The sequence below is a fragment of the Rhizobacter sp. P2_H2 genome (assembly GCF_056403375.1).
Window position 1 is genome coordinate 1 of the sequence record NZ_JBFUFP010000008.1, and the last position, 12,085, is coordinate 12,085.

Here is a 12,085-nt window from a genome sequence, read left to right on the forward strand (position 1 = left end):
GTGCAGCTGCTGGTCGACTCGGAAGACGACGGCGAGGTCAAGTCGCACGGCACGATGGGCGCGGCGATCCGCACCATCCTGGTCGCCGACCTGGTGATGAGCGTCGACAACGTGCTGGCCGTGGCCGGTGCCGCCGACCGGGCGCCCGAGAACGCGCGGCTGCCGCTGCTGATCGTCGGCCTGGCGCTGTCGATCCCGCTGATCATCGCCGGCAGCACGCTGCTGATGAAGATCATGGACCGCTTCCCGATCATCATCACGCTGGGCGCGGCGCTGCTGGGCTTCCTGGCGGGCGAGATGTTCGTCAGCGACCCGTCGACCCGCGACTGGTTCCATGCCAACGTGCCGGAAGCCGACTTCATCCTCGGCGGCGTGTGCGCGGTGCTCGTGGTGGTGGTCGGCCTGTGGCTGCAGAAGCGCGGTGCGGCGGCGCGGGCGCACGCGAAGGAATGAGCGTGTGGGGCGTGTGATATGGTGCCCGCTCCATCATTTCCACGGTGCGGGCCATCGCCTTGGGGCAAGCAAGGAGCGTCATTCACTGCTGGTTTCGACGGACCGCCGGCCTGAGCCTGGCAGGGCTTGCGGCCGCGCCTGCGCGGGCCCGTCCCGGCGCCGATGCGCTGCTCAGCGGCGGCCTCATTCCTCCTGATCCCTCGTTCAATGCCGCGGCGACGCTCGTCGTCGTCGCGCTGCTGCTGGCCGTCGGGCTGGCGCATGTGCTGCTGGTGTTGCCGCGCCTGGAGAGCGGTCGCGGCCGCCTCGTGAGCTGCGCGCTGGGTGCGGCACAGATCGTGGTCGCCTGGGGCCTGCTGCCTGCTGCCATCTGGGTGCCGTGGTTGCTGCCGCTGGCCGCGCTTGTCGCCGGACACCTGGGATTCGAGCGCGGGCTGGCCGGGCGCCGGATCGCGGCGCCCGCACCCTCCGGACTGCCCGCCCTCGATCTCGCGGCTGCGCTGCCGCGCGCCGGCGCCGAAGGCAGCATGCTCGGCCGCTACCGGGTCGAACGCGAGCTCGGCCGCGGCGCGATGGGCGCCGTCTACCTCGGCCGCGACAGCAAGATCGGCCGCCTGGTCGCGATCAAGACGATGGCGCTGAGCCAGGAGTTCGAGGGCGACGAACTGGACGAGGCGCGGCGCCGCTTCTTCCGCGAGGCCGAGACGGCAGGGCGCCTGCAGCACCCCGACATCGTGACCATCTTCGACGCGGGCGAGGACCAGGACCTCGCCTACATCGCGATGGAGTACCTGAAGGGCGAGGACCTGCAGCGCCACAGCCAGGCCGGCCGGCTGCTGCCGGTGCCGCAGGTGCTGCGCATCGTCGCGCGCGTCGCCGAGGCGCTGGCCTATGCGCACAGCCAGGGCGTGGTGCACCGCGACATCAAGCCGGCCAACGTGATGGTCGACCTGGCGCGCGACCTGGTGAAGGTCACCGATTTCGGCATCGCGCGCATCTCCGATTCGAGCCGCACCCGCACCGGCATGGTCCTCGGCACGCCGTCGTTCATGTCGCCCGAGCAGATGGCCGGCCTGCGCGTGGACGGGCGCAGCGACCTCTACTCGCTCGGCGTGATGCTGTTCCAGTTGCTCACCGGCCTGCTGCCGCACCGCTCGGAATCGATGGCCACGCTGATGCACCAGATCGCCAACGAGCCGGCGCCCGACGTGCGCACCTTGCGCCCCGAGCTGCCGGAAATGCTGGCCGACGTGGTCACGCTCGCGGTCGAGAAGCGGCCCGAGGTGCGCTATGCCGACGGCCGGCAGATGGCCTCCGACCTGCGGCAGATCGCCTCGCTGATGGACGCCGTGGCGCTGGCGCCGCCGCCTGTCGTAGGATCGCCACCCCCCGATTCCAGCGGATTCACGGCGACCGTGAAGTTCGATCGTGCCGATCCAAGGCACAATTCCTGACCCCCTCGGTTTGAAGGTTCGATGACTCTGCCCGTGTCCGCCACCGCCATGTCGCTTGAATTCTTCAGTGCCACGGACACCGGCCGAGCGCGCAACAACAACGAGGATTCGGTCGCCGTCCACGAGGCTTCGGCGCTGGTCGTGCTGGCCGACGGCATGGGCGGCTACAACGCCGGCGAGGTCGCCAGCGGCATGGCCACCTCGTTCATCAAGACCGAACTGGGCCGCTGGCTGCAGGAGGCCTCGGGGAACGCGTCCGACACCGATGTGCGCCGTGCGATGGACATCTGTGTCGACAACGCGAACCGGGCGATCTTCAACGCCGCCAATTCCAACCCGCAGTACGCCGGCATGGGCACCACGCTGGTGGTCGGTGCGTTCCGCGACGGCCGGCTGCTGATGGGCCATGTCGGCGATTCGCGCGGCTACCGCTTCCGTGCCGGCAGATTGCAACAGATCACGCACGACCATTCGCTGCTGCAGGAACAGATCGATTCCGGGCTGATCACGCCGGAACAGGCCGCCTTCTCCGCCAACAAGAACCTCGTGACGCGCGCGGTCGGCGTCGAGGACACCGTGCTGCTGGAGACCCACCTGCACGACCTGATGCCGGGAGACATCTACTTACTCTGCTCCGACGGGCTGTCTGACATGCTGGACGATGAAAGCATCGGCCAGGTGTTGCAGGCGCACGACTCGCTCGACGAGGCGGGTGCGGCGCTGATTGACGCAGCCAATGATGCGGGTGGAAAGGATAATATTGCGGTGGTCCTGGTTCGGGTACGGGGCCAGAGCATCGCGCCACGGTCCTGGTGGCCGTTCAGGCGTTGAGTCGCCAGCACATTGCACGGGGCCCGGGTTCGGTGCCCAGACATACAAGAGAGACTAGAGGTCAAGCATGGGCAAGTTGGTCGTATCGCTCGACGGGGTCGTGATCAAGGAAGTGCAGATCACCAAGGACAAGACGACCCTTGGCCGGCGGCCCTACAACGACATCGTGATCGACAACCTGGCCGTCAGCGGTGAGCACGCGGTGCTGCAGATGGTCGGCTCCGATGTGTTCATCGAAGACCTGAACAGCACCAACGGCACCTACATCAACGGCAAGGCCGTCAAGAAGCAGCTGCTGGCGCACAACGACACCGTCGAGATCGGCAAGTACAAGATCAAGTACCTGGTCGAGGACGGCACCGACTACGAGAAGACGATGATCATGAAGCCCGGCGCCGCGCCGGTGCCTTCGGCCCAGGGCTTCGCGCAGACGCTGGCGCCGGCCTCGGGCTTCGGCGGGCTCGCCGCGTCGTCGAATCCGGCCACCATCAAGGTGCTGAACGGGGCGGCGGCGGGGCGCGAGGTCGCGCTCACCAAGGTGGTCACCACCGTCGGCAAGCCCGGCGTGCAGGTCGCCTCGATCACGAAGCGCCCGGGCGGTTATGTGTTCGCCCACGTCGAGGGCGCCACGCGCCCGACGATCAACGGCAACCCGCTGGCCAGCGACACGCTGCCGCTGAAGAACGGCGACGTGATCGAACTCGCCGGCACGCAGATGCAGTTCGTGCAGGCCTGACGGGCTCGGCACCCGGCGAGATTTTCTGTAGCCCGGCCGGCGTGAAGCAATTCACGTCGATCCCGAATGCCGGGTGTCGAGGTGTTCAAGGCGGGCCGAATCGCGGCTTCGCACCTTGCATCACCGGGCGGTCGCGGTCAGCATTCAGCGTTCTGTCCTGCTGGCGTGCGTGTGCCGCGCGCCTCCTGCCACCGCCATGAAAATCCGCGTCCTCGGGTGCTCCGGGGCCATTGCCGCAGGCAGCCGGACCACCGCCTTCCTGGTTGATCACGATGTGCTCGTCGATGCGGGCACCGGCGTGGGTGACCTGTCGCTCGACGAGCTCGCGCAGATCGACCACATCCTGATCAGCCACTCGCACCTCGATCACATCCTGTCGATCGGGCTGCTGGCCGACAGCGTGATGCGCCGGCGCATGGCCGCCGGCCGGCCGCCGATCCAGGTGCATGCGCTGCCGCAGACGCTGGAGGCGCTGCGCCAGCACATCTTCAATGGCGTGATCTGGCCTGACTTCACGCGGCTGCCCAGCCGCGAACAGCCGGTGCTGCAGCTGCGCCCGTTCGAGGTCGGCCAGCAATTGATGCTCGGCGGCAAGACGTTCGAGGTGCTGAGTGCGGCCCACACGGTGCCGGCGGTCGGCTTCGGGCTGAAGGGCGTCGACGGCTGGTGGATCTACACCGGCGACACCGGGCCGAATCCGCTACTGTGGGAGCGGCTGTCTGAAATGACGGTGGCGCACCTGGTGATCGAAACCGCGTTCAGCGATGACGAGCGCCAGCTGGCGCGCATCAGCCGGCACCTGTGCCCGGCGGCGCTGGGCCACGAACTCGGGTCGCTGAAGGGCAGCGTCACTGTGCACATCACGCACATCAAGCCGGGCGAGGTCGACTCGGTGATGCAGGAAGTTGCCAACCTCGTCACGCCGCATCGCATCGCGGCACTGCAGGCGGGTCAGATGATCGAGTTGGCCTGAATCATCTGACAACGGATTTCGCGGGGCCGGTGACAACTTCGGAGTGACGCTTTTCGTCAATCCAGAACCGGGGCAGTAGGCGATTGGTGCGGGCGGTGACCGCCCGTGTCAGAACTGCGGGCGAAATTCACATCAAAACTAGGGATTGAGCTTGGCACGAGGACTGCATCTTGTCTGGCGTGTCCCACCCGTTCCCATCTCAGGAGCTCTACACCATGAAGCGCGTTCAACAAGGTTTCACCCTCATCGAACTGATGATCGTCGTTGCGATCATCGGTATCCTGGCTGCCGTCGCTCTGCCGGCTTACCAGGACTACACCATCCGTGCCAAGAACTCGGAAGTCATCCTGGCTGCGTCGGCTTGCCGCACCACGATCACTGAAGTGTTCCAGTCGGGCAGCTCCGTTCCCCAAGCTGCCAACAGCTGGGGCTGCGAGGCGAGCACCGCCACGTCGCAATACGTTGCCTCGATTTCGACGGCAGCCACCACCGGCGTGATCACCGTGACCAGCCAAGGCATCAAGAACATGGCCAACGGCGCCATGGGCGGCAAGGTCACCCTGATCCCCTACAAGGACGCTGCCACCACCGCTCCGACGGCTGGCGACTCCGTGTACCGCTGGGTTTGCGGCGGCACGGGCACCGACATCCTGGCGAAGTTCCTGCCGGGTTCGTGCCGCGGCTGATCCGCTTAGCTGATTTTTCAGCAGACAATGGCGGCCCTCGGGCCGCCATTTTCATTTTCTGAGCCCGCTCCAGCGCACCCGATGCTCGAACTGCTGTCCCTGCTGGCCCTGGTGGCCGCCTGGCTGGTCCCGGATCACTACCCGCCTTGGACTTCGTTCTACAACGAGGTCTGTGCGGTGATCGCATTGTTCGCCCTCGCGCTGGACGCCGGCCGCGGCTGGTTGCGTGAACGCCTGCCGATCGTGTTCTGGTTCGTCGGTGCGGTGGCGCTCATCCCACCCGTGCAGTGGCTGTGCGGCCGGCTGGTCTATGCCGGCGATGCCTGGGTCGCGGCCTTCTACGTGATGGCCTTTGCCTCGGCGATCGGCGTCGGGTACGTGCGCGTCGGCCACAAGCCGAGATTCGCCGAAATGCTGTCCGCCGTCTTGCTGGTGGGGGCTGCCGCGTCGAGCGTGCTCGCACTGGGACAGGCATTCGAATTCCAGATGGGCTTGTGGGCCAACCAGATCCCGTCCACCCTCCGTCCGTCGGCCAACCTGGGCCAGCCCAACAACCTGGCGACCCTGATCGGCATGGCCGGGGTCGGCCTGCTCTACCTGTACGAGCTGCGCCGCGTGGGCGGGCTGTCGGCCGCCGCGCTGCTGGCGTTGCTGCTGACAGCGATGGCCGTGACGCAGTCGCGCACAGCCCTCGCATTCGGTCCCGTCGTGCTGGTTGGCATGCTGTTGATGCGGCGACGCGTCGGGTTCCGCACGCCACTGTCCGCGGTGGCCGCCGTCACGGCCTGCCAGTTCCTGATGATGTGGATCTGGCCGCAAGTGCAGTCGGCGCTGCTTTTGACCAGCACGAACCCGCTCGGCGCACGGGCCTTGTCGTCGAATCGCTACGTCGTGTGGCCGCAGCTGGTGGAGGCCCTCAACCACTCGCCCTGGACCGGCTACGGCTGGCTTCAGGTCGGCGAGGCCCAGCTCAGCATGGCCGGACCGGGCGTGCAGTTCAACGAACTCTGGCTGCATGGCCACAACCTGTTCCTTGAGCTGCTGCTCTGGTGCGGCTATCCGCTGGGTGGCCTGCTCGCGCTGTGCATCGTGGCCTGGGCCGTGAAGCGGACTCTCTCCGTGCGCAGCCTGCCCGGTGCAGCCGGCGTGCTGACGCTGGCCGTGGTCGGCGCGCACAGCATGATCGAGCTGCCGTACCACTACCTCTACCTGCTGGTGCCGGTCGGATTGTGGATCGGGATCCTCGAGCGCGCCGATCCGGGCCATCGGAACACACCGGCGCGCTGGGGGGGCGCTGTCGTGGCCGTCGCCGCCGCACTGGGTCTCGGGTTGACCTGGGGCTACCGCGACGTCGAGGAAGACTTTCGCCTGATCCGCTTCGAGAAGTCGCGCATCGGCTTGTTGAGCGCCACCCAGCCGGCGCCTGACGCCCCGCTGCTGTCTTCGCTGACGGCGTTCCTGCGAGTGTCCCGGACGCCGCTCACGGCGTCTCTGACCGATGCCGAAGTGACCGAGCTTGGGCAACTCATGCGACGCTATCCCTATCCCGCGTCGATCATGCGCTACGCGGCAGCGCTCGCGCTGACAGGCCGGGCCGACGAAGGGCGACAGGTCTTCATGAGCATGCGATCGATCTATGGCGATAGGTCGATCACGAACCAGCGCAAGGTCCTGCGCGAACAGGCCGAACTGGAGCGTCAGCCCAAGCTGCTCGAGTTCGAGGCTTCACTCCCTGATTGAGATGCCATGGACATCTTCCACGCCCTTCCGCGCCGCATTCGCGCCACGTCCGTGCATGTTCTCGTCAGCGGCTGCATCGCAGCGCTGGCCAGCGTGCTCGTGTTCCTGGTCTGGTATCCGAGCCCCTACGGTGAACTCACCGGCGGGCTGAACCTGTTCGTCCTGCTGACCGCCGTCGACCTGGTGCTCGGCCCCGTGCTGACGGCCGTCGTGGCCGCGCCGGGCAAGCCGGTGCGCGAACTGGTGCGCGACATCGCCGTCATCGCCTGCGTGCAGGCCGCCGCATTCGGCTACGGCATCTACACGATCGCGCTGGCCCGGCCCGCGGTCATCGCCTTCGAGGTCGATCGACTGCGCGTCGTGACGGCCATCGAGATCGAAACCGAATCGCTGGCCGCCGCGCCGCCGGGCATGCGCCAGCTGTCGTGGACCGGCCCGGTCCTGCTGGCCGCACGCAAACCCATGGCGCCGGATGCCGCGTTCCGCGCCATGACCAAGGGCCTGGGCGGCGTGGATCTGTCGATGGACCCGGCCAACTGGTCGGACATCGCCGGCGCACGTGCCGACATGCTGAAGGTGGCCCGCCCGGTCGCGGCGCTCACAGCGCACTATCCCGAGACTGCCGCTGCGGTGCAGTCCATCGCCGCCAAGGCCGGCGTGGATGCCGCCCGGCTTCGCTTCCTGCCGCTGATGTCGCGCCGCGCGAGCTGGGTCGTGCTGCTCGACGAACCGCAGGCGAACATCGTCGGCTACCTCCCGCTGGACGGATTCTTCTGATGTCGCAAGCTTCGCGAGGCAGCCTCGAGGCGCTGCGCGTCACGGCCATCCTGGCCGTCGTCGTCCCCAGCGCGCTGGCATACAACGTCCCGCCCTCCGCGACCTTCCTCAACCAGGCTGCGGCATTGGTGGGATGGGGCGTGTTCCTCTTCCTGATGGTGCTGGCCGGGTGGTCGAATCCACGGCCGCGCCTCAACGCGGGCACCGGCGCCAACAGCCTGCTGGCCGCCTTCGGCCTCATGCTGGCTGGTGTGCTCGCATCGGCCTTGCTGGCTGGTCTGCCCGGGCCGCTGGCGCTCTCGTCGGCCGGCCTGCTGGTGGCCGCCGCGCTCGTCATCTGCGTCGCGGTTGCGGGCGCGCGCACCGAGATCGGGGCGCACGCCTTTCGCGCGTTCTGCGAAGCCCTGGTGTGGGCCGGTGTCGTGAGCGCCGGCATCGCGCTGGTCCAGACCTTCATGCCGGGATGGACCGACGGCACCTGGATCGCGAATGTCTCGTCGCCTGGCCGGGTCGGCGCGAACCTGCGCCAGCCGAACCACCTGGCCAGCCTGCTCGTGCTCTCGGCGATTGCGCTGGTGTGGACCCGGGAGCGCGCATCGGACGCCCCTGGGAGCGCATCCGTCGTGCGCTGGGCCAGCGGCCTGTTGCTGCCGCTGTTCATCTTCGGCATCGTGTTGACCGCGTCCCGCACCGGGGCGATCTGTGTCGCGCTGCTGGCGGTCTGGGCGGCGGTGGATCGCCGCATGTCCCGCACGACGCGACTGCTGCTGTGGGCGGCACCGGTGGTCTTCGTGCTCGGCTGGGTGGGCATGGACGCCTGGGCGCGCGCCGGCGCGCACGCGTTCAGCGGCGATTCGCAGCTGCACCGGTCCGACCTGTCCAGCTCGCGCTTCGCCATCTGGGGCAACACGCTGTCCATGATCGCTGCCCAGCCCTGGACCGGCGTCGGCTGGGGCGAGTTCAACCTGGCCTGGACCCTGTCGGTCTTCCCGGGCCGTCCGACGGCCTTCTTCGACCACACCCACAACCTTCCGCTGCAATTGCTGGTCGAGCTGGGCCTGCCGCTCGGCCTGCTGATCCTGGGCTTGCTGCTTTGCGCGCTGTGGTGCGCATGCCGCGCGGCCGTGCGCGCCCCGGCCGGACCGGACGGCACCCGCATGCGTGCGGCCACGATGATGGTCCTGACCATGGCCGTGCACAGCCAGCTTGAGTACCCGCTCTGGTATGCGTACTTCCTGCTGCCCACCGCCTTCGCCTTCGGCATGGCGCTGTCACGGGACGCTGCCGCGAGCGACCCCCCGCACGGCCGCCGCAGCCTGCCGCCGCTCATGCTGGCGGTGGCCTGCTGCGGGCTCGCCGCCGGAGGCATCGCCGCGGTGGTCGACTACGCACGCGTCGTCGCGATCTTCTCGCCGCCCGCCGGGGCGGCCAGCCTGCAGGACCGCATCGCCGACGGCCAGCGCAGCTGGTTCTTCGCGCACCACGCGGACTACGCAGCGGTGACGACGATCGAGCACCCTTCGGAAGCGATGCCGTCGTTCCGCAGCGCACCGCACTACCTGCTCGATGCGCGCCTGCTGATCGCGTGGGCACGTGCCCTCGACGAGGCCGGCGATGTGCAGCGTGCGCGCTACGTGGCGCAGCGTCTGAGAGAGTTCCACAACGACCAGGCCGAAGCCTTCTTCGCGCCCTGCGACGATGCGGCCGTGAAGGACAAGCCCTTCCAGTGCCTGGCTCCCACGTCTGCGCTCGGCTATCGCGACTTCCGGTAGCGCCAGAACGCGCGCGATGTCCACAGCCGCACGAAGCTCATCAGATGCCATCGCAAATGCCGCCAGCTGCCGCCGCCCGAGGAGCGCCTCGCGTCGTGCACGACCACCGTGTGCGGCAGCACCTCGATGCGCCAGTCCGCGAGCTGCAGGCGCAGGCACAGGTCGACGTCCTCGCAGTACAACCGGTAGCCCGCATCGAAACCGGCCAGCTCGCGGAACACCTCGCTTCGCACGGCCATGAACGAGCCGGCGACCCATTCCATGTCCGCCGTCTCGGTGAGCCGCCGGTCTCGGGAGGCAGCCCGGCGAACCAGCGACAGCGGCGTCGGGATCCGGCGCCGGAAGTCTTCGACCTGGCCGCGCGCGTCCACCTGCCACGGCACCGCGAGGGCACATCGCGGATGCGCCAGCGCTTGCGCGAGCGCGGCGAACGGATCCTCGTGCAGGCGCACGTCGGGGTTGGCGATCACGAACAGCGAGGTTTCGCAGTGACGGAACGCTTCGTTGTGGTTCGCGGCGAAGCCTGCCTGCCTCGCATTGCGGATCGTCAGCACCGGTGCACCGCCGATCGAGGTGGGTGGGGACCACGGCTCGTCGATGTTCAGCGTCACGATGATCCGCCTGACGAGATCGCAGCGGATGCGGTCGAGATCCGAGAGCAGCAGGCTGGCCAACTCGCGCTGCCCGTGGCTGACGATCGATACGGTGATGTCGTTCATCGGGCGCAAGTCTATGCGTTGCCATGCGGCACGCCGGGCGCGCAGCCATGACAGTGACCCCATCGACCGTCGCGCCGCCCGATGCGGGCGAGATGGCTGCCGTGCTGGTGCTGTTCGACCTGCGGTCGGGTACCGCCGCCTCGATCGCTTCGCTGGCGGGTGCCGTGAAGCGGCTCTTCATCGTCGACAACTCGACGTCGGGCCATCCCGCCGTCTCCGACGCTGCCGCGTTGCCGCCGAATGCCAGCGTGCTGGTCAACGGCAATGCCGGTGGCCTGGCGGGTGCCTACAACGCCGCGTTGCGAGCGCTCGGGGATGTCGCCGGTGCCGATGCGGTTCGTCACGTCGTCTTCGTCGACGACGATTCCGATACGGCCAGCCTGTCGGCGTTCCTTGCCCATCCATCGACGCGAAGTGCCTTCTCGCGCCCCGACACCGCGGCAGTGGCTCCAGCTCATCGAGATCGGGCGACCGGGCTGCGAGCCCGCCACCTCGAGCTGTCGCGCTGGCGCTTCCATCACCTGCCGCGTGAGTTCACCGGCACGCGCCCGGTCGCCTTCGTCATCAACTCGATGTCGGTGTGGAGCTTGGCGGCCCTGCGCCGCGTCGGACCCTACAACGAGGGTCTCGCGGTCGACCACGTCGACACCGAATACTGCATGCGGGCGCGGCGCACCGGCCTGCACGTGCTCGTCAACGGTGACTGCGAGTTCGCGCACTCGGTGGGCGAGCGAAAGTCGTACCGGGTGCTCGGCATGACGCTCCAATCGGGAGGCCACAGTGCGCGACGGCGCGGCATGATCGGGCGCAACACCATGTGGCTCGCGACCCGTTATGCGCTGGTCGAGCCGGCATTCTCGGCACTCTGCCTGCTTCGTCTCGCGTACGAAGCGACCGGCATCGCACTGGTCGAGGACCGACGGCTTGCAAAGCTCGCCCACCTGTCGAGCGGGGCGCTCGCGGGGATCTGCTGCCTCGCTCATCCGCCGCGAGCAGGGATTCGCCGATGAATGCAGCCGTGCGCACGGCCGCACAGCGCGTCTGCGCGGTCATCGTCACCTTCGAGCCCGATCTCGCACGCCTGCGGGTGCTGCTCGAGGCGCTGCAGGGCCAGGTCGCGCATGCCTTGGTCGTCGACAACGCGAGCGGCGGTGTGTCCGGCGGCTTCGAATCGCCGCCGGCAGGCGTCGAGTTCGTGCGGCTTCTAGAGAACCGCGGTGTCGCCGCAGCGCAGAACGTAGGCATCCGGCGTGCGCTGGAGCGCGGCAGCGACTTTGTCCTGCTGCTGGACCAGGACAGCGTCCCGGCGCCGGACATGGTGTCCGAACTGGTCGGCGCAGCCGATGCCATGCACCGCGCGGGCCACCGTGTCGCCGCCGTTGGCCCGGCACTGCAGGGCAGCGGCGTGACGGCCGATTTCGTCCGTTTCGGGTGGTTCGGCTACCGCAGGCTGGCGGTGTCGACGGCACGGCCCTGGGTCGCCTGCGACATGCTGATCGCATCCGGCTGCCTTGCCACGCGGGCGGCGCTCGAAACGGTCGGGGACATGGATGAAAGTCTGTTCATCGACAAGGTCGATACCGAGTGGTGCCTGCGCGCGCGCGCGTGCGGCTTCATGCTGGCCGGCGTGTCGTCGGCGGTACTGCAGCACCGGTTGGGCGAGTACACGCTGCGCGTGTGGTGGATGCGCTGGCGCCAGGTGCCGGCGCATCGGCCCTTCCGCTACTACTACATCGTGCGCAACAGCGTTCTGGTGTGGCGCCGGCCGTACGCCGGATGGCGCTGGCGCACCGCCGACATCAAGCAGTGCCTCCACATCGTGCTCTTCTTCGGCTTCTTGAGCGAGGCTCGATCGCAGAACCTGCCACCGATGCTGCGCGGACTGCGTGACGGCCTGCTGTCGCGCGCCGGACCCCGGTCGAGCGCGCGCGACTGAGGAAGCTC

General features: G+C 68.3%; 12 protein-coding genes. 11 read left to right on the forward strand and 1 reads right to left on the reverse strand.

Annotated elements, in window-relative coordinates:
• The 9 genes from AC1D15_RS01730 to AC1D15_RS01770 form a co-directional block, all read left to right on the forward strand.
• On the forward strand, window positions 1–453 hold a 453-nt coding region (locus AC1D15_RS01730), incomplete at its 5' end, for a TerC family protein (RefSeq protein ID WP_477824683.1).
• A 44-nt stretch (window positions 454–497) separates the two neighbouring features.
• On the forward strand, window positions 498–1,907 hold the full coding sequence (locus AC1D15_RS01735) for a serine/threonine-protein kinase (RefSeq protein ID WP_477824684.1): 1,410 nt from the start codon (window positions 498–500) through the stop codon (window positions 1,905–1,907).
• Window positions 1,908–1,955: 48 nt separating this feature from the next.
• Complete coding sequence (locus AC1D15_RS01740) at window positions 1,956–2,738, forward strand: Stp1/IreP family PP2C-type Ser/Thr phosphatase (RefSeq protein WP_047501166.1); 783 nt, start codon at window positions 1,956–1,958, stop codon at window positions 2,736–2,738.
• 67 nt (window positions 2,739–2,805) lie between these two features.
• Window positions 2,806–3,474: an FHA domain-containing protein gene (locus AC1D15_RS01745; RefSeq protein ID WP_047501168.1), complete on the forward strand. Its 669-nt coding sequence runs from the start codon at window positions 2,806–2,808 to the stop codon at window positions 3,472–3,474.
• Window positions 3,475–3,670: 196 nt separating this feature from the next.
• Entirely contained in the window at window positions 3,671–4,447 is a 777-nt protein-coding gene (locus AC1D15_RS01750) for an MBL fold metallo-hydrolase (RefSeq protein ID WP_477824685.1), read from the forward strand.
• Between the two features lie 215 nt (window positions 4,448–4,662).
• The gene (locus AC1D15_RS01755; protein WP_477824686.1) at window positions 4,663–5,133 is read left to right on the forward strand and encodes a pilin; all 471 of its coding nucleotides are present in this window, start codon (window positions 4,663–4,665) and stop codon (window positions 5,131–5,133) included.
• Between the two features lie 81 nt (window positions 5,134–5,214).
• On the forward strand, window positions 5,215–6,873 hold the full coding sequence (locus tag AC1D15_RS01760) for a PglL family O-oligosaccharyltransferase (RefSeq protein WP_477824687.1): 1,659 nt from the start codon (window positions 5,215–5,217) through the stop codon (window positions 6,871–6,873).
• Window positions 6,874–6,879: 6 nt separating this feature from the next.
• Window positions 6,880–7,650 (forward strand): TfpX/TfpZ family type IV pilin accessory protein, encoded by a 771-nt coding sequence (gene tfpZ / locus AC1D15_RS01765; protein ID WP_477824688.1) that lies wholly within the window; start codon window positions 6,880–6,882, stop codon window positions 7,648–7,650.
• The gene (locus AC1D15_RS01770) at window positions 7,650–9,422 is read left to right on the forward strand and encodes a PglL family O-oligosaccharyltransferase (RefSeq protein ID WP_477824689.1); all 1,773 of its coding nucleotides are present in this window, start codon (window positions 7,650–7,652) and stop codon (window positions 9,420–9,422) included. Before tfpZ ends, AC1D15_RS01770 begins: the two co-directional genes overlap by 1 nt.
• Here AC1D15_RS01770 and AC1D15_RS01775 read toward each other — a convergent pair.
• Entirely contained in the window at window positions 9,404–10,141 is a 738-nt protein-coding gene (locus AC1D15_RS01775; RefSeq protein WP_477824690.1) for a glycosyltransferase, read from the reverse strand. The two genes, AC1D15_RS01770 and AC1D15_RS01775, sit on opposite strands and share 19 nt — an antisense overlap.
• A 92-nt stretch (window positions 10,142–10,233) precedes the next feature.
• Between AC1D15_RS01775 and AC1D15_RS01780 the strand changes: the two genes are divergently transcribed.
• Together AC1D15_RS01780 and AC1D15_RS01785 are read left to right on the forward strand one after the other, a co-directional pair.
• The gene (locus AC1D15_RS01780) at window positions 10,234–11,151 is read left to right on the forward strand and encodes a glycosyltransferase family protein (protein WP_477824691.1); all 918 of its coding nucleotides are present in this window, start codon (window positions 10,234–10,236) and stop codon (window positions 11,149–11,151) included.
• Window positions 11,148–12,077 carry a glycosyltransferase family 2 protein gene (locus AC1D15_RS01785; protein ID WP_477824692.1) on the forward strand — a complete coding sequence of 310 codons (930 nt, stop codon included), beginning with the start codon at window positions 11,148–11,150 and terminating at the stop codon, window positions 12,075–12,077. The genes AC1D15_RS01780 and AC1D15_RS01785 overlap by 4 nt, the downstream gene beginning before the upstream one ends.
• The last annotated feature ends 8 nt before the right edge of the window (window positions 12,078–12,085 follow it).